The following is an 18,509-nucleotide window of genomic DNA, read 5'->3' on the forward strand; positions in this document are numbered from 1 at the left end:
GCCGCTCCAACCTTCGGTGGCGCCGGGGCGGTCACGGCGCGGGCGCCTTGGCCAGGGCGTCGCGCTCCTCCGCCGTCGCCGGGACGAACGGCGTCTGGGCGTCGCCCGTCCAGCGCATCAGGGTGAGGTCGGCGGTCTGCTTGCCGTCGATCCTGGCGTTGACCGCCAGGTAGAACAGGCCGCGGCCGACCGGCTGGAGACCGACGTCGGCCTTCTGGTTCCAGCCGCGCACGCCGGTGGCGGCGTCCTTCAGCCCGTCGTCGGCCAGGGGCAGCAGCGCGCCCTGCTCCCAGCCCTTGCCGTCCGGACCGGACACGCCGACCAGGTCGCCGCTCACGGGCTTCCCGCGCGCCTCGACCGCGTACAGCCCGTACTTCGGGAAGTTCGGCTTCTGGCCCAGATAGACGCCCATGAACCAGCGCCGGGAGGCCTCGTCATAGGCCAGGTTCTGCACGCCGTAGCGGGTGTTGCCGGTGCGGACGAAGTACTTGCCGTGCACGGCCGCCGGGCCGTTGCGGTGCGGGGCGGCCTCGGTCAGCGGGCTGGCGTAGCGGGCCCAGTCGGCGACGTCGTACTGCAGCAGCACCTGGTGGTCGTTGTCGGTGCGGCTGGTGTTGCCGTAGACCCCGTAGGCCACGGTCAGATAGCGCTTGCCGTCCACCTGGCCGAACGCCGGGCCGAAGCTGACGCCGTCGATGCCCGAGCAGTCGTAGCGATGATCGGGCGAGGCGACAACGTCGCCCTTGAACTTGCCGTCGTCGCCTTCGAAGACGCCGTCGCCGTTCAGGTCGGCGGCGTAGTCCTTGACCACCTCGGGCAGGTAGACCGTGCGGAAGATCTCGCTGGAGCCGGCCTCGACGCCCACCCGGTCCAGCCGGGCCACGTCGATCACGGCGATGTAGAAGGCCTTGTCTTCCTTGTATTCCAGCGAGCCGTAGACCTTGCCGTCGGCCGGATTGAAATCCAAGTCGCCCAGGTGGCCGGTCCAGCCCACCAGCGTGCCGATCAGCTTGCCGGAGAAGTCGTACTTCGCCAGCAGGTTGGTGAACGAGTAATAGACGTAGCCGCCCTTCACATCGACGGCGACGCCCTGCACGTGGCCGGACGCCCAGGTCCCGCCGTTCTGCCGGAGCGGCAGGGCGGCCACGCCGGCCTGGACCGGTGAGACCATGCCCAAGGCCAGGGCCAGACCCGACGCGGCGGCGGCCAGGCGAAGACGATCGAACATGATTCCAAGCCCCGCTTTGCGTTTTGGGCGGGGCTAAGGGGCCGTCACGACAGACGCGTGACGCCTGCGTGACGGTTCGACGAAACGCTCAGCCCTTCGGCGCCTGGGCCACCCAGGTCTCGCCCTGCTTGCGGACGATCCGGATCAGCGTGCCGATCGAGTGGTCGACGTCCATCAGGTGCAGGCCCCACGACAGGTCCACCCCTGTGTGGCGGATGATCTGGCCGCCCAGTTCGTCGGTGCGCGGGTCGCTGGGCACGGCGTTGACGTGCAGGGCCAGGTAGTCGAAGTCGCCGTTGCGGACGCACTCGGTGGTGACCAGGCCCGGCGTCCTGACGAAGAAGGTCGGGATCGGCCGCATGGGCCGCACCCATTCGGGCGGAATGTCGCCGCCCGAGCCGTTCAGGAAGCCCTTGGTGATGAAGTAGGACTCCGGCTGCCCCTTGCCGCCGGCCAGGGCGGCGGGGTTGACGCACGCGGCCCGCAGGCCGTCGCGGGCCTTGCCGAAGCGCGAGACGGCGGGCGGCGGCAGGCGGTCGCGGAAGGTGACATAGGTGATCGCGCAGCCGACCTGCGTGTCGGCGTGGCACAGCGGGACCGACTTGAACGAGCCGCCGACGTCCTTGTCGGGCGGGACCATGACCAGGCCGCCCATCAGCAGGGCCGAGACCAGCTGCTTCTGGACCGGCTTGCCCTCGATCTCCTCGGCGATCAGCCGGGTCAGCATGGCCGTTCCCTGGCTGTGGCCGATCAGGACCACGCCCCGGCCGTGGTTCTCGTGGGCCAGGTACCAGTTCCAGGCGTCGACCACGTCGGCATAGCCGCCGAAGCCGGGCGGGGGCTGTTCGCCCACCGGCTTGGCGCCGCCGGCCGGATAGCGCAGGCGGCGCAGGGTGCCCTGACGGTACAGCGGCGCGAACTGGCGGCAGACCGATCCGAACCGGGCGAACTGCACCTTGATGTCGTCCCACTCGGCCGCGTCGGGCGAGAAGTCCGAGATCCAGCCGGCGTCGTTGGAGACGGTGGGATAGACGAAGAAGCAGTCGATCTTCGGGTCCTTGGCCGGGACGTAGCGCTCGAGCGTCAGCCGGCCGCTGGGCGCGACGACGGTGGCGTCCAGGTCGACCTTGCAGCGGTTGTCCCGCAGGTCGGGCCGGCACAGCCACAGGGCCGGATCGGCGTAGTCGGGATGCTGGACGGTCGGGTCGGGCGCGGCCGCCATGGCGACGCCATGGGCGGCGGCCAGGGCCGCCAGGCCCAGCAGCAGGTTGGACAGAGCCTTCATCGGCATCCCTCCCTGGACGAGCGTCGTGTCGCGCTCTTGGAAAAAGACTGGGGGCAAAAAGAAGGGGCGCCGAAGCGCCCCCTCAGATCACAGAACCTCGAACAGTCCGGCGGCCCCCATGCCGCCGCCCACGCACATGGTGACGACGACGTGGCGCGCGCCCCGGCGCTTGCCCTCGATCAGGGCGTGGCCGACCATCCGGGCGCCCGACATGCCGTAGGGGTGGCCCATGGCGACGGCGCCGCCATCGACGTTCAGCCGCTCGTCCGGGATGCCCAGGCGGTCGCGGCAGTACAGCACCTGGCAGGCGAACGCCTCGTTCAGCTCCCACAGGCCGATGTCGTCGATCTTGAGGTCGAAACGCTCCAGCAGCCGCGGGATGGCGAAGACCGGACCGATGCCCATCTCGTCCGGCTTGGTGCCCGCCACGGCCATGCCGACATAGCGGCCCAGCGGCTGGAGGCCGCGCTTGGCGGCGAGGCCCGCCTCCATGACCACGCAGGCCGAGGCGCCGTCCGACAGCTGGCTGGCGTTGCCGGCCGTGACCACGCCGTTCTCGCGCACGGCCTTGAGGGCGGAGAGGCCCTCCAGCGTGGTCTCGGGCCGCACGCCCTCGTCGCGGTCCAGGGTCACCTCGCGATGCGAGACGGCCTGGGTGGCCTTGTCGACGACCTTCATGGTCGCCGTCATCGGCACGATCTCGGCGTCGAGACGGCCGGCGGCCTGGGCGGCCGCGGCGCGCTGCTGCGAGGCCAGGGAATAGAGGTCGCAGGCCTCGCGGCTGATCCCGTAGCGGGCGGCGACCGTCTCGGCGGTGTCCAGCATCGGCATGTAGGCGTCCGGATGCAGGGCCACGAGGCCGGGATCCTGGTCCACCCGCATCTGCGGCGTCTGGACCAGCGAGATCGACTCCACGCCGCCGGCCACGATCACGTCCATGCGGTCGACGATGATCTGCTTGGCCGCGGTGGCGATGGTCATCAGGCCCGACGAGCACTGGCGGTCCATCGTCATGCCGGAAACGGTGACCGGGAAGCCCGCCCGCAGCGCCGCCATGCGGCCGATGGTGGCCTGGTAGCCCTGCGGCAGCGAGCAGCCCAGGATGCAGTCCTCGATCTCGTCCGGCGCGACGCCGGCCCGCTGGACGGCGTTGGTCAGGGCGTGGGCGGCCAGGACGGTCGACGGGGTGTCGTTGAACGCCCCGCGATAGGCGCGGCCGATCGGCGTGCGCGCCGTGGAGACGATGACGGCGTCGCGCGTCACGAGCGCACCCCCACGGCCTTGGCCATGAGGCCGGCGCTGGCGACTTCGCGCTCGGCCTGGGTGAAGCCGTAGGCCGGGACGATCTCGCCGGCGCGGTCGCTGATGGCGTCCCACTGACGGATCACCTGCTCGCCCGCGTCGGCGCCGCCGCCGATGTAGCGGCCGTCGGTCATGGTGACGTTGGCCGTCGCGAAGTGGCCGGCGCCGGCGCACAGGATGGCGCGGGTCGGGGCGTCGTCATGGACCAGGGCCAGCAGGCCCGGGCTGACCAGGGCGGGGTTCAGGCGCTCCAGGCTCTCTTCCGACAGCACGCCCTCGGTCATGCCTGTGGCGGCCGTGGGGGCCAGGCAGTTGACCCGCACGCCGTACTTCTCGCCCTCGATGGCCAGGGTCTGCATCAGGCCGACCAGCGCCATCTTGGCGGCGCCGTAGTTGGCCTGGCCGAAGTTGCCGTAGAGGCCCGACGACGAGGTCGTCATCACGATGCGGCCGTAGCCCTGCTCGCGCATCGTCTCCCACACGGCCTTGGCGCAGACCGCCGCGCCCATCAGGTGGACGTCGACCACCAGGCGGAAGTCGGCCAGGTCCATCTTGGCGAAGCTCTTGTCGCGCAGGATGCCGGCGTTGCTGATCAGGATGTCGATCCGGCCCCATACGGCCTTGGCCCGCGCGACCATGGCGCCGACGGCGGCCTCGTCGGTCACCGAGGCGGCGACCCCGATCGCCTCGCCCCCGGCGGCGACGATCTCGGCGGCCACGCGGTCGGCGGCCTCCTGGGTCAGGTCGTTGACCGCCACCTTGGCGCCCTGGCTGGCCAGGTACAGCGCATGGGCGCGGCCCAAGCCGCCGCCCGCACCGGTTACGATCGCGACGCGTCCTTGCAGCAACATCGAATTGTCTCCCCGACTTGGCGAACTCCCGTTCGCATTCGTTTATTCTGATGTTAGTGAGTATATTATGCTGCAGCGCAGCTTCGCAAGTGCGAAGGCCGCGTCCTCACCCGCCGCCGTACTCGGATCGCAGCCGGATCTTGTCGATCTTGCCGGTGGCGGCCAGCGGCATGCGCGGCAGGCGGTAGACCGCGTCCGGCACCCACCACGGGGCCACGCGGCCGCGCAGCGAGGCCAGCAGGACCTCGTCGCTGACCTCGCCCTGGGTCTCGACCAGCAGGATCGGACGCTCGCCCCACTTGGGGTCGGACCGGCCGATGACGGCGGCCAGCGACACCTCGGGCAGGGCCCCGACCACCGCCTCGATCTCCGCGGGATTGATCCATTCGCCGCCGGACTTGATCAGGTCCTTGGCCCGGCCGGTGATCATCAGGTTGCCCTGGGCGTCGATGCGCGCCAGGTCGCCGGTGGGGAACCAGCCGTCGGCGTCGGTCGCCGGCGCATCGTGGCCGAAATAGCGCTGGATCACCGCCGCCCCGCGCACCCGCAGGTGACCCTCGACGTCGCGCTGCTGGGGCAGGGCCACGCCGTCCGCGTCGGTCAGCAGCAGGTCCATGCCGATGGCCGGACGCCCCGAGACCGCGGCCTCGGAAAGCGTGCTCAGCGGCGCCACCGTGCCCGACGGCGACAGCTCGGTCATGCCCCAGCTGGTCTGCACCCGCACGCCCAGGCGCTGCTCCAGGCGTTCCATCAGGGCCGGGGCCATCGGCGCCCCGCCGACGATGATGCGCTGGAGCGACGGCAGTTCGCCGCCGACCGCTTCCAGGTGCTCGACCAGGCCCAGCCAGACGGTCGGCACGCCGACGCCGATGGTCACGCCCTCGGCGGCGATCAGCCGGGCCAGGCTGGCGCCGTCGGCCTGGCGTCCGGGCAGGACCAGCCGGGCGCCGACGGCGGGGGCGGCGAACGGCAGGCCCCAGGCGTTGGCGTGGAACATCGGCACCACCGCCAGGACGGTGTCCGCGCCCGAGATCGCCATAACATCGGCCTGCAGGGCCCGCAGGGTATGCAGGAAGCTGGACCGGTGGGTGTAGGTCACGCCCTTGGGGGCGCCGGTGGTGCCGGAGGTGAAGCACAGGCCGCACGGCGCGGTCTCGTCGAACTGGCCCCAGGCCACCTCGCCCGTCGCCGCCTCCAGCAGCGGCTCCATGAGCACGCCCCGGCCCTGGGCCGCCGTCCCGTGCACGGCGTCGATCAGCAGCAGGTGCTCGATCCCGGGCACGCGCTCCAGGATCTGGCCGGCCAGCGGCGCCAGATCGGCCGAGGCGATCAGGACGCGGGCCTGGGACTGGACGACCATCGCGGCCAGGTGCTCGGCGGTCAGGCGCGGGTTCAGGGTGTGGCAGACCGCCCCCATGCCCATGATGCCGTACCAGGCCTCGACATGGGCCTGGCTGTTCCAGGCCAGGGTGGCCACGCGGTCGCCGGTCCGCACGCCCAGGTCGGCCAGCAGGACCGAGGCCTTGCGGCTGCGGACGAGCAGGTCGGCATAGCCGATCCGGTCGATCGCCCCGCCGTCCCTAGCGGTCACCACCTGGGCGTCGGGACACCACTTGGCGGCGTGCTCCAGGAACTTGTCCAGCGTCAACGCGAACGCCTGCATATCACCGTCGATCATCGGTACTCTATTCATCGAAGCTGGTTGTCGGCCCGGAGGGTCAGCGGCATTGGGGCGTCGCGGCGGGAAGCGGCGGCGCCAGGATGCCGACGTTCCAGTTCCACGGCGTGTCGCCCTGGGCCCGGCGGCGGCACATGACGGTTTCGTTCAGTTCGTACATGCCCGGCCGCAGGTGGACGCCCGGCTGGGGCGTCTCGGCGAAGGCCATGTAGGCGCGGTCCTTGCCGTACGGCTTCCAGGCGGGCTCGCCGGCCGCCTTGGGAACGCCGTCGCGGGCGAACGAGGCCCAGTACTGCGTCATGGCCGCCGACAGCTTGGCCTCGGCGGGCGTGTCCGGGTTCTTCGGCCAGGCCGGCGGCGTCGTGCTGGCCGTGCCGAAGACGTAGGGGATCTCGCTGGCGTGGAAGCCGTGCAGCCCCGCCGCGTCGGCCGCCGGATAGCCGTGGTCGAACAGGTAGAAGTAGCCGGGCTGGCCGATCGCCGTCTGCTTGGCCGCCAGCCGCTCGGCCGTCCAGCCGTAGAGGGCGTCGCGCGGGACCAGCAGCATGGTCTCGGCCAGGTCGGCGGACGGATACAGCCGCAGGAACTCATCGGCCTGGTCGCCGTAGCGCTCGCGGATCGTCTTCTCGTAGGTCGCCGCGTCGGCGGGCGGCGGCGGGGCCAGGAAGCGCAGCGAGCGGATCTCGCCGCTGTTGAAGCCGGCCAGGACCGGCACGTGGGCCTGCTCGCCGCGGTCGAAGGCGTCGACCAGCTGGCTGGGCAGCACCTTGCCGTCGACGGCGCCGAAGGTCTGGAAGCCCACCGCCAGCGATTGGGTGGTCAGGGTCTCGGCGTCCATGGCCCGCAGGTCGGCCAGGCTCTTGGCGCCCAGCTTCCCGGCCGTGGCCGCGCCCATGGCCTCGGCCGGGACGTGGCCGTACTTCGGTTCGCGCAACGGCGGCGTCGAGACCATGTAGGCGCTCTGGGCGATCGCCTTCTGGAACAGGCCGCGGGCCGGCGGCGAGGCCATCAGGTACATCACGCTGAGGCCGCCCGCCGACTCCCCAGCGATGGTGACGTTCGAGGCGTCGCCGCCGAACGCGGCGATATTGGCCTTCACCCACTTCAGGGCGGCGATCTGGTCCAGCAGGCCGTAATTGCCCGAGACTTGGTCGGGCGACTCCGCGCTGAGCTCGGGGTGGGCCATGTAGCCCAGGACGCCGAGGCGGTAGTTGATCGAGACGACGATCAGGCCCTGCTTGGCCAGGGCCGTCCCGTCGTACATGCTCTCGCTGCTGGCCCCGCCGATCAGCGAGCCGCCGTGGATCCAGACCAGCACCGGGGCCTTCTTGGCGTTGTCGGGGGCCCAGATGTTCAGCGACAGGCAGTCCTCGCTCATCGCCTTGAGGGTCGAGCTGTAGATGCCGCCGGGACGGGGCTTGGGCTGGTAGCAGACCGGACCGAAGTCCAGGGCGTCGCGCACGCCGCTCCAGGCCGGGGCGGCGACCGGCGGCTTCCAGCGCAGCGCGCCGACCGGGGCGGCGGCGTAGGGCACGCCCTTGAACACCCGCAGGCCGTCCTGCTCGACGCCGCGCAACGCCCCGGCCGGCGCCTGGACGACGGGCGCGGCCGCCAGGGCGGGCGCCGCGAAGGTCGAAAGGGGAGCCGAAAGCGCGAGGACCGAAAGCACGGGGACCAGAGCGCGGCGGACGCGCGAACCCATGGACCTTTTCCCAGCCTGCATGATGTTTCCTCCCCGTTTCAGGCGTCGATCCTTGGCGCCGACGCTGCGACCCAGCGTGCCCGACGAGTCCGCCCGCTGTCAATGTTCACTCTCATGCGTGTGAACTTGATCTTCGATCCCTTTTGAGCGCATGCTCGGGGAAAGCCAAGCTCGAAAAACGGCGGCTGGGAGGAAACCTTTTGAAGATCACCCGTGCAACGCGTGGCGGCCCCGTCCGCGCGCCCCAGGTCCAGGTGGGCCGACGACGCCCGGCGGTCGGCCGATGAGCGTTTCGCCCTCCCCCCGCCAGATCGACGAGCCCGCGCGCCCGACCGCCGTCGGCGGCCGCGCCTGGATCGTCCTGGCCGTTCTGTGGTTCGTCTATGTGCTGAACTTCCTGGACCGGCAGCTGATGTCGATCCTGGCCAAGCCGATCCAGGACAGCCTGCACGTCACCGACGGCCAGCTGGGCCTGATCGGCGGCCTCTATTTCGCGATGTTCTACTGCTTCATCGCCATCCCGGTGGGCTGGCTGGCCGACCGCACCAACCGCGTGGCGGTGCTGTCCCTGGCCTGCGGCATCTGGAGCGCGGCGACGGCGGCCTGCGGGTTCTCGGCCAACTACGCGCAGTTCGCCGTGTCGCGGATGACGGTCGGCTTCGGCGAGGCCGGCGGCGTGCCGCCCTCCTACGCCATCATCTCCGACTACTTCCCGCCGGGCCGGCGCGGCACGGCGCTGGGCATCTACAATCTGGGCCCGCCGATCGGGGCGGCGCTGGGCATCGCCTTCGGCGCGGCGATCGCGGCGGCCTTCGACTGGCGCCACGCCTTCATCGTGCTGGGCGTGATCGGCGTCGTGACGGCGGCCATCCTGCCGTTCGTCGTCAAGGAGCCGCCGCGCGGCGGTCTGGACGGCGCGGCCGGCGCGGCTCCCGTGAAGGCCGGCTTCTGGTCGACGCTGAAGATGTTCTTCTCGCGCCCGACCCTGGTGCTGGCCGCCCTGGGCAGCGGGGCGACCCAGTTCGTCACCTACGGCCTGGGCAACTTCACCACCCTGTTCCTGATGCGCGAGAAGGGCATGGCCCTGCACGACGTGGCGCTGTGGTACGCCCTGGTGGTGGGGATCGGCATGAGCGCCGGGATCTTCGTCTCCGGCCGGGTGATCGACCGCTTCACCCAGAAGTCCAAGGTCGCCTACGCCATGGCGCCGGTCATCTCGCTGACCCTGGCCATCCCCTTCTATATCGGCTTCGTCTGGGCCCCGACCTGGCCCCTGGCCCTGGCCTTCCTGTGCGGCCCGACCTTCCTGAACTACTTCTACCTGTCGTCGGCCGTGACCCTGGTGCAGCAGGAGGTGCGGCCCGAGCAGCGGGTGATGTCCGGCGCCCTGCTGCTGCTGGTGATGAACTTCATCGGCCTGGGCCTTGGCCCGACCTATGTGGGCGCGGCCAGCGACTTCTTCCGCGCCAGCCATCCGCACAACTCGCTGCAGATGGCGCTCTACACCCTGGTGCCGTTCTACGTGCTGGCGGTGGCGCTCTTCCTGTGGCTGGCCCGCATCTTCGCCCGAAACGAACGCGAAGAACGGGCCGGCGGGGCCGTGGGGGCGGCCTGACGGTGCGCGGGCTTCACGCCTTCAGGGCGATGAAGCCCGCCGCCATGAACCGGGCGATGCGCTTCTTGACCGCCGGGAAGTCGTCGGAATGGCAGCACCCGCTGGACAGCCGGTCGATCCGGCCCGTCCGCGCCAGGGTGTTCATCAGCGCGCCGCTGACGAAATGATAGCCCCAGAAGATCTCCTCCTCGTCGTAGCTGGGCAGGGCCCGCTTGAGGATGCCGACCAGCTTCAGCACGACCGGATCGAAGTGCTCGTCCATCAGGGCCGCGCCCTCGGGGGTGTTGCTGACCCGGGCGCAGAAGGCGGCGTAGTTCATCCAGTGCTCGCCGCCCTCGTAATAGAGGTCGAGGTCCGTATCGAGGAAGGCGTGCAGCGCGCCTTCGACCGTGGGCTGGTCGCCCGCCGCCCGCTCGTACTCCTCCAGGGCCACCATCCGCCGCCCGGACGTCACCCCGGCGCGGCGCGCGAACACCGCCTCGAACAGGTTCACCTTGTCCTTGAAGTAGTAGTTCAGCAGCGTCGTGTGGATGCCCACCCGCTGGGCCACGTCGCGCAGGGTCACGCCGTAGAGGCCGTTGCGCGAGAACAGGTACTCGGCCGCGTCCAGGATCTGCTCCAGGCTCTGGGCGCGTTGCTCGGCCTTGGTGCGCCGCCCCGCCTTGATCTCCTCAGCCGTCGCTCCCGCCAACCCGTCCTCCTGGTCCCAGCCCCCGCCTAGTCGGGGCCGGACGCGCTCGTGTCAATGTTCCCATAACGGCAACGCCTCGCCGTCGATCTACGACCATTTCTTCAAATGATCCCCGATTGACACCGCTGCAACAAATATAGCAACGTTCACTCTTGTGAGAATGAGCGTCTGAGAGACTCATTCCCGAGGGGAGAACGCCACATGAAAATCGGGCTTACGAGCGTGTCCGGCCTCGCGCTGCTGATCGGGATTTCCGGTCTGGCGTCGCCGGCCTGGTCCCAGGACGCGCCGCCTTCGTCGGAGAAGGCCACCCAGGTCGAGGAAATCGTCGTCACCGGCTCCAACATCCGGGGCTCGGCGCTGGACGCCGCCCTCCCCGTCGAGGTCTATTCGCAGCAGGCGCTGGAGAAGCAGGGCTCGCCGTCGGCCCTGGAGTTCGCCAAGAGCCTGACCATCTCGGGCCCGACCACCGGCGAGTCCTACTATTTCGGCGGCCCCGCCCTGGTGGGCTCGGTGAACTACAACCTGCGCGGCCTGGGCGCGGACAAGACGCTGATCCTGCTGAATGGCCGGCGGATGAACCAGAACACCGCCAACATGCCGTCGATCGCCCTGGCGCGCACCGAGATTCTCAAGGACGGCGCCGCCGTGATCTACGGCGCCGACGCCACCGGCGGCGTCGTCAACTTCATCACCCGCGACCGCTTCGTCGGCCTCGAGGCGCAAGGCCAGTACAAGTACATCGACGGCTCCAAAGGCGACTATTCGGTCGGCGTGATGGGCGGCATCGGCGAGGACAAGGTCAACCTGCTGGTCTCGGCCGAGTACGAGCACCGCTCGCGCCTGAACACCATGGAGCGCGAGTTCACCAAGGCCTCGCTGAAGCCGGGGCCTGGCTACAATCCCGCGCCGTGGTCCACCCTGACCAACCTGACCGGCTGGATTCCGCGCGGCGCCCTGCCGGCCGTTCCCAGCGCCACCGACACCGGCGAATGGGGCCCGGCCGTGGGCGGCATCGTCTCGGACTTCACCGCCGCCAGCTGCGCGGCGGTCGGCGGCCGCTACGACAACAACTTCACCTGCGCCTACAACTACATCCCCTACTACCGGCTGGTGGAGAACCAGGACACCTATCGGCTCTACGCCCAGCTGAAGGCCGACATCAGCGACTCGATGAAGTTCCACATGGACGCGTCGTACGGCCGGGTGACCCTGCCCCAGGTGATGGGATCGCCGGCCCAGCCGGTGTCGCGCGGCCCGGCCCTGGCGACGGGCGCCGTCAACCAGTTTTACGTGCCGATCAGCAACCCGTTCGCGGCCGAATTCGCCGCCCGGAACGGCATCGTCGGCGCCCAGGGCTTCACGCCGGTGACCTATCGCCTCTTCGGCCACGGCGGCAATCCGTACTATTCGGGCGGCGACGGCTTCGGCGTGGCCGACCGCATCGACAACAAGGTCTGGCGCATCTCGGGCGGGATCAACGGCGACCTGGGCGACCTGGCCCCGTTCGCCAAGAAGGTCGGCTACGACTTCGCCCTGACCTATAACGACGCCTACAACTACAACACCCACGCCGACACCATCGGCTTCCGCCTGCAGGAAGCCCTGAACGGCTTCGGCGGCCCCAACTGCCACGCCACCGACCTGGACCCGGCCCGCTTCGGCACCCAGAACGCGGCCGCCGCCGGCAAGAACGGCTGCCTGTACTGGAACCCCTTCTCCAGCTCGTTCAAGGGCCAGCCGGTCCTGGGGCTCTCCAACCCCAACTACGTCGCCGGCGACGAGAACCCCAAGGACCTGGCCCTGTGGATGTTCGATCCGCGCGCCGTCGAGACGCTCAGCCACAACTTCACGGCCGACCTGGTGTTCAACGGCCAGTCGGGCCTGAAGCTGCCCGGCGGCGAGATCGGCTGGGCCCTCGGCGCCCAGTACCGGTCGCTGGCCAACCGCGTGAACGTGCCCAGCGCCTTCAACAACGGCTCGGTCCAGTGCGAGTGGCCGACCAACACCACCAGCGCCAACGGCGCGGGCTCGGGCAATCTCAGCCCCACGCCGACGCCGACCACCGACCCGAACTTCCGCGGCTGCACGCCCGACGCGCCGGGCCCGTTCGTCCTGTTCGCCCCGACCCTGCCGTCGCAGGCCGAGCAGAGCCAGTACTCGCTGTTCGGCGAGCTGCAGGTGCCGCTGTTCTCGAACGTCGACATCCAGCTGGCCGCCCGCAAGGAGAAGTTCTCCAACGACCTGGGCGCGACGGTCTACAAGGTGTCAGGCAAGTGGAACGTCTGGGGTCCCCTGACCCTGCGCGGTTCGTACGGCACCAACTACCAGACCCCGCCGCTGGGCGTGACGCCGGGCGCCATCACGGTGGCCGCGCGGACCTACACGGTCGCCGCCAGCAACTGGCTGGCCGCCCAGTTCATCACCGACGCCGACCTCAAGCCCGAGACCGCCAAGACCTCGAACCTCGGCGCGATCTGGCAGAGCCGCGGCTTCGCCGACGACCACAAGTTCCGCCTGATCGTCGACTATTTCGACATCAAGACGAAGGACCAGATCGGCCAGGTCGCCGACCCGAACCAGATCGCCAGCCTGGTGTTCAACGGCGCGGGCGGCACGATCACCACCTGCGATCCGGCCAAGCAACCGCTGCTGGCGCGCATCACCTTCAACGCCGGTTGCGTGGTCGGGATGAGCGGCGTCGGGACCTTCTCGGCGGTGTCCACCCGCTACGGCAACGGGCCGGGCCAGACCACCAAGGGCTTCGACATCCAGGCCAACTACGGCCTGCCGGTCGGCCCGGGCGATCTGGACGTCAACCTGACCGCCACCCGGGTGACCGAGCTGCGGACCGGGGCCACCACCCTGGACGGCGTGACGATCTCGACCGGCGACGACCGGCTGGGCACGCTGAACTTCGCCACCTTCGCCCAGGCCGCCCCGAAGTGGCGCGCCAACCTCGGCGTCAACTACGGCCTGGGCCGCCAGAACTTCCGCCTGGGCGTCAACTTCGTCTCGGCCGTCAAGGACGAGCGGGCCGGCGTGCAGTACGGCGAGGACGGCGAGAACTGGATCACCACCGACTTCACCTACCGCGTGGAGCTGGCCGGCGACATGGCCCTGACCCTGACGGCGGCCAACATCTTCGACCGCGATCCCCCGCCCGCCCAGGAAGAGTTCGGCTACGACCCGTGGACCGGCAACCCGCTGGGCCGGACCTTCGAAATCGGCCTCAAGAAGAGCTTCTAAGTTCCTTCCTCCCTCGGGGCGGGCGTCACGGCGCCCGCCCCTTTTTCTTTTTCAGCGTACGATCCGAACAAACAGGGGGAGACGACCATGAGCACCCACAAGACCTCCGGCGTCGGACGCCGGGACATCCTGGCCGGCGCGGCCCTGGCCCTCGCCCCGACCCTGGCGCCGGCCGCCGCCGACGCGGCCGCCAAGACCAAGCGCCCGGCGCCTCCGGGCTTCCTGTGGGGCACGGCGATCTCGGCCTATCAAAGCGAAGGCGGCAACACCAACAGCGACGCCTGGCTGATGGAGAACATCCAGCCCAGCATGTTCAAGGAACGCTCGGGCGACGCCTGCGACAGCTATCACCGCTACGCCGAGGACTTCGCCATCGCCGGCGGCCTGGGCCTGAACTGCTACCGCATGGGCGTGGAGTGGGCGCGGATCGAGCCCAGCGAGGGCCATTTCTCCGAGGCCGAGCTGGACCACTACGCCCGCATGCTGGAGGCCTGCCGCGCGCGCGGCCTCAAGCCCATGGTGACCCTGAACCATTTCACCACGCCCCTGTGGTTCGCCCAGCGCGGGGGCTTCGAGGTCGCCGACGCGCCCGAGCTCTTCGCCCGCTACTGCAAGAAGGTGGTCGAGCGCCTGGGTCCGCTGATGGACAAGGTCACCACCTTCAACGAAGCCAATATCCGGCTGCTGGTCGACCTGATGCCGGGCATCCAGTCGGCGATCCCCTTCGTCAAGGCGGCCATCGCCGCGGCGGCCAAGGCCACGGACTCGCCGCGCTTCTCGCGCCTGGCCTACGCCGATCCCCAGGTGGTGACGCCGATCATGATCGAGGCCCACAAGCGCGCCTACGACGCCATCAAGCAGGCGCGGCCGTCGCTGCCGGTCGGCGTGACCCTGACCACCCAGGACATCCAGTCGGCCACCGATCCCGCCTTGGTCGAGGTCTATCAGCGCCGGCTGTACGGCGACTGGGTCGAGGCAGCGCGCACCCACGCCGACTTCTTCGGGGTGCAGACCTACACCCGCTTCGTCGTCGACGAGAACGGCGTGCGGCCGCCGCCCAAGGACGCCGAGCTGACCCTGTCGGGCTACGAGTTCTATCCGCAGGCCCTGGCCAACACGATCCGCTGGGCCCACCGGACGATCGGCAAGCCGGTCTATGTGACCGAGAACGGCATCGCCACCAACGACGACGCCCGCCGGATCGCCTTCATCGACCAGGCCCTGGACGGCGTGCGCCAATGCCTGGACGAGGGCATCCCCGTCCACGGCTATCTCTACTGGTCGCTGCTGGACAATTTCGAATGGACGTCCGGCTACGGCGTGCCGTTCGGCCTGGTGGCGGTGGACCGCAAGACCTTCCAGCGCACACCCCGGCCCAGCGCCGTGCACCTGGGCCGGATCGCGCGGGCGAACCTGATCTGAGAGGGGCGGTTCATCTGAAGGGGAGCGCTCCCCTTCCTGTTGTCATCCCGGAAAGCGCGCAGCGCTTGTCCGGGACCCAGGTGAACCGCAAAGCACCAGCCCAGTCCCCTGGGTCCCGGACAGCCCCTGCGGGGCTTCCGGGATGACAACGGTTTTGGGTGGGCAAGGCGCCCCTGAGCGTCTCTTAGAAAATCCGCTCCGGCGCCCCGGACGCCACGTCGCTTCGGGCCGCCACCAGGGCCAGCCAGGCATCGACCTTGGGCAGCTCGCACTCGAAGAAGAAGCGGCACGCCCACGCCTTGCCGTCGGCCAGATCGCGGTCGGTCAGGCCGGCGGCGGCGACCGCCTGGTCCAGCCACTGCCAGGCCACCACCACGTGGCCGAACGCCCAGAGGAAGGCCGTGGCGTTGTCCAGGGCGGACCGGCGGTCCTCGCCCTGCAGCACCTCGATCGTGGCCACCACCGACCGCCAGGCCTCCGACAGGGCGCGCGCGTGGACCGCCAGGGCGGGAACCCCTTCGGCGGCCTTGGCCGTCCTGGAGATCCTCGCCGCCAGCACGGGCAGGCCCGCCCCGTCCGACAGGATCTTGCGCCCCACCAGGTCCATGCCCTGGACGCCCGTCGTGCCCTCGTGGATCGGGTTCAGCCGGTTGTCGCGCCACAGCTGCTCGACGTCGAAGTCGCGCGTGTAGCCGTAGCCGCCGTGGACCTGGATCGCGATGTCGTTGGCCGCCAGGCCGTATTCCGAGGGCCAGGTCTTGGCGACCGGCGTCAGCAGGCCCAGCAGGGCGGCGTCGGCCTCCGAGCCCTCGGCCGTGTCGACCAGGCGGGCGCAGTAGAGGCACAGGGCCAGGGCGCCCTCCACATAGGCCTTCTGCTGCAGCAGCATCCGGCGCACGTCGGGGTGCTCGATGATGGCGACGGGCGGACCCGAGCGCCGGCCGGGCGGACGCCCCTGCAGCCGCTCGCGGGCGTAGTCGACCGCCAGGCGGTGGCTGCGATAGCCCAGGGCCGCCGCCCCCACCCCGACGCCGATCCGGGCCTCGTTCATCATCTGGAACATCTGGCGCAAGCCCTCGCCCGGCGCGCCGACGATCCAGCCCACGGCCCCGTCCCGCTCGCCGAAGTTCAGCAGGCAGTTGGCCGTGCCGCGATAACCCATCTTGTGGTTCAGCCCGGCCACGGCGACGTCGTTGCGGGTCCCGTCCGGCAGGACCTTGGGTACGATGAACAGCGAGATGCCCGCCGTCCCCTCGGGCAGGGTCCCGTCCGCGTTCGGGACCTTGGCCAGCACCAGGTGGACGATGTTGCCGCTGACGTCCTGGTCGCCGCCCGAGATCCACATCTTGTTGCCGGCCAGGCGGTAGCGCCCGCCCAGGGCGTCCTGGCCGTCGGGCGTCGCCTTGGTGCGCACGTCGGCCAGGCTGGACCCCGCCTGCGGCTCGGACAGGCACATGGTGCCGAACCACCGCCCCTCGATCTGCGGGCGGGCGAAGGCCTCGACCTGGGCCGGCGAGCCGAAGGTGGCGATCAGCCGGGCGTTGGCGACCGTCAGCATCGGATAGGCGGCGGTCGAGACGTTGGCGGCGGCGAAGAAGGCGAACGAGGCGGCGCAGACCAGATAGGGCAGGCCGAGGCCGCCCTGCGCCTCCGGGAAGCCCGCCGAGAACAGGCCCAGCTCCGCGTACTGGGCCAGGGCCTCGCCGATGGCGGGACAGATGCGGACCTGGCCGTCCACCAGCGCCGGCTCCTCGACGTCGTTGCGCTTGAAGTGCGGCAGGAAGGCGTCGGTCGCCAGGGTCTGGGACAGGTCCAGCACCGCATCGACCGTCTCGCGGTCGACCCCGGCCTGGAGCCAGTCGTGGAGCAGGAAATCGACGTCGCGACGATCGAGCAGCGGAGTGGTCATGCGGAAGGCCTCAGATGATCGTCGCGCCGCCGTCGATCACGAGCGTCTGGCCCGTGATGTGGCCGCCGGCGTCGGATGCGAGCAACAGCGCCGCGCCCATCAGGTCGGCGGGCCCGCCTAGCTTGCCCAGCGGCGTCCAGCGCAGCATCTCGTCACCATGCGCCTCGACCGTGGCCGCCGTCATCTTCGACGGGAAATAGCCGGGCGCCAGGGCGTTGACGCGGATGTTGCGCGGGCCCCATTCGGCGGCCAGGGCCCGGGTCATGTTGATCACCGCGCCCTTGGCGGTGTTGTAGGCGATGGTGCCCGGCCGGTCGGGATGGTGGCCCTGCAGCCCCTCGATCGAGGCGACATTGACCACCGCCCCCTTGCCCTGCGGGATGAAGGCCGTCTTGGCCACCGCCTGGGTCAGCTGGAACAGGCCGGTCACGTTCAGGTCGATGACCTTGTTCCAGCCCTCCGGCGGATAGTCCTCGGCCGGCGCGCCCCAGACCGTGCCGGCGTTGTTGACCAGGATGTCGATCCGGCCGAAGCGCTCGAACACCTGCCGGACCAGGGCCGGGGCCGCGTCGGGCGCGCCCAGGTCGGCGGCGAAGCCCGCCGCCGCCAGGCCCTGTTCGTTGAGCTCCGCCACGGCGGCATCCAGCTCGGCCTGCTTGCGCGCGACCAGCACGACCATGGCCCCGAACTCGCCCAGGGCTGTGGCGATCTGCAGCCCCAGGCCGCGCGAGCCGCCGGTGACGACCGCCACCCGCCCGCGCAGGTCGAACAGGCCGGCCAGGACGCCGGCGCCACGCTCACTCATCGCTTGCTTCCTTGTCTTCCGGACACGCTCACGCGTCGACCGGCGCGCCCCGGCAGATCGCCTCGAAGCCCGCCGCCATGAACCGGGCCATGTGCCGGCGGATCGAGATGAAGTCGTCGGACGAGCACAGGCCGTGCGACAGCTCGTCCAGGCGTCCGGTGCGGGCCATGTTGTGGGTCATGGCGCCTGACACGAAGTGGTAGCCCCAGAAGATCGTCGCCTCGTCGCAGTCGGGCATGGCCTTCTTGAGCAGGTCGATCAGGGCCAGGACGACCGGGTTGAAGTACTTGGTCATCTTCTCGGCGCCCCAGCCGGCGGCGCTGTTGGCCTGGGCGCTGATCTTGCCGAAAGCGATCCACTGCTCGGTGTCGTGGATCTGGACGTTCAGGTCGGTGTCGATCCAGGCGTGCAGCGCGCCCTCCACCGTCACCTTGTCGCCCACCTCGTCGGCGTAGCGGCGCATCGCCTCCAGGCGGTTGCGGGCCGAGATCGGCGCGCGCCGCGCCCACACCGCCTCGTACAGGCTTTCCTTGCCGTTGAAGTGGTAGTGGATCAGCGTCGAGCTGACCCCCACCCGCGCGGCCACGTCCTTGAGGGTGACGCCGTGATAGCCGAACTCGGCGAACAGCTGCTCGGCGGCGTCCAGGATGCGCTCGATCGACTCCTCGCGCACGCGGGCCTTGTGCTTGCGGGCGCGGGCCGGTGCGGGCGCGGTCTGGGGTTCGACGTGATCGGTGCTGGTCATCGCTCTTCGGGTATCGGCTTTGCGGCG

The 18,509-nt window shown here is 70.2% G+C and carries 13 protein-coding genes; 3 read left to right on the plus strand and 10 right to left on the minus strand.

Features of this window, described 5'->3' with window-relative positions; all coding sequences use genetic code 11:
• Positions 1-31: 31 nt before the first annotated feature.
• The 6 genes from BR39_RS0104415 to BR39_RS0104440 all read right to left on the minus strand — a co-directional run bounded on the left by BR39_RS0104415 (position 32) and on the right by BR39_RS0104440 (position 8,046).
• Complete coding sequence (locus tag BR39_RS0104415) at positions 32-1,228, minus strand: hypothetical protein (protein WP_051695173.1); 1,197 nt, start codon at positions 1,226-1,228, stop codon at positions 32-34.
• An 88-nt stretch (positions 1,229-1,316) separates the two neighbouring features.
• A complete protein-coding gene (locus BR39_RS0104420) occupies positions 1,317-2,513 on the minus strand; it encodes a DUF3089 domain-containing protein (RefSeq protein WP_029908110.1) in 1,197 nt (398 codons plus the stop codon).
• Positions 2,514-2,600: 87 nt separating this feature from the next.
• Positions 2,601-3,776, minus strand: coding sequence for an acetyl-CoA C-acyltransferase (locus tag BR39_RS0104425; protein ID WP_029908113.1), 1,176 nt, complete (start codon positions 3,774-3,776; stop codon positions 2,601-2,603).
• Positions 3,773-4,666 (minus strand): SDR family NAD(P)-dependent oxidoreductase, encoded by an 894-nt coding sequence (locus tag BR39_RS0104430; RefSeq protein WP_029908115.1) that lies wholly within the window; start codon positions 4,664-4,666, stop codon positions 3,773-3,775. The genes BR39_RS0104425 and BR39_RS0104430 overlap by 4 nt, the downstream gene beginning before the upstream one ends.
• A 106-nt stretch (positions 4,667-4,772) precedes the next feature.
• Positions 4,773-6,344: an AMP-binding protein gene (locus BR39_RS0104435; protein WP_029908117.1), complete on the minus strand. Its 1,572-nt coding sequence runs from the start codon at positions 6,342-6,344 to the stop codon at positions 4,773-4,775.
• 40 nt (positions 6,345-6,384) lie between these two features.
• Entirely contained in the window at positions 6,385-8,046 is a 1,662-nt protein-coding gene (locus BR39_RS0104440; RefSeq protein ID WP_029908119.1) for a carboxylesterase/lipase family protein, read from the minus strand.
• 283 nt (positions 8,047-8,329) lie between these two features.
• Between BR39_RS0104440 and BR39_RS0104445 the strand changes: the two genes are divergently transcribed.
• A complete protein-coding gene (locus tag BR39_RS0104445) occupies positions 8,330-9,661 on the plus strand; it encodes an MFS transporter (protein WP_051695174.1) in 1,332 nt (443 codons plus the stop codon).
• 13 nt (positions 9,662-9,674) lie between these two features.
• Here the strand turns inward: BR39_RS0104445 and BR39_RS0104450 are convergent, their stop codons facing one another.
• Positions 9,675-10,352, minus strand: a complete 678-nt coding sequence (locus BR39_RS0104450; RefSeq protein ID WP_029908124.1) for a TetR/AcrR family transcriptional regulator — start codon at positions 10,350-10,352, stop codon at positions 9,675-9,677.
• A gap of 201 nt (positions 10,353-10,553) precedes the next feature.
• On the opposite strand from BR39_RS0104450, the gene BR39_RS0104455 reads away from it, so the two are divergent.
• Together BR39_RS0104455 and BR39_RS0104460 are read left to right on the plus strand one after the other, a co-directional pair.
• Entirely contained in the window at positions 10,554-13,601 is a 3,048-nt protein-coding gene (locus tag BR39_RS0104455; RefSeq protein ID WP_029908126.1) for a TonB-dependent receptor domain-containing protein, read from the plus strand.
• 87 nt (positions 13,602-13,688) lie between these two features.
• Positions 13,689-15,023, plus strand: coding sequence for a glycoside hydrolase family 1 protein (locus BR39_RS0104460; protein ID WP_029908128.1), 1,335 nt, complete (start codon positions 13,689-13,691; stop codon positions 15,021-15,023).
• A gap of 184 nt (positions 15,024-15,207) precedes the next feature.
• Here the strand turns inward: BR39_RS0104460 and BR39_RS0104465 are convergent, their stop codons facing one another.
• From BR39_RS0104465 to BR39_RS0104475, 3 genes are read right to left on the minus strand one after another with little or no spacing between them, the layout of a single operon-like run.
• Entirely contained in the window at positions 15,208-16,932 is a 1,725-nt protein-coding gene (locus BR39_RS0104465; protein ID WP_029908130.1) for an acyl-CoA dehydrogenase, read from the minus strand.
• Positions 16,933-16,942: 10 nt separating this feature from the next.
• Complete coding sequence (locus BR39_RS0104470; RefSeq protein ID WP_029908132.1) at positions 16,943-17,737, minus strand: SDR family oxidoreductase; 795 nt, start codon at positions 17,735-17,737, stop codon at positions 16,943-16,945.
• 28 nt (positions 17,738-17,765) lie between these two features.
• Entirely contained in the window at positions 17,766-18,482 is a 717-nt protein-coding gene (locus tag BR39_RS0104475; RefSeq protein WP_035018157.1) for a TetR/AcrR family transcriptional regulator, read from the minus strand.
• Positions 18,483-18,509: the final 27 nt, after the last annotated feature.

The organism is Caulobacter sp. UNC358MFTsu5.1 (assembly GCF_000712075.1).
Classification (GTDB): Bacteria; Pseudomonadota; Alphaproteobacteria; order Caulobacterales; family Caulobacteraceae; genus Caulobacter.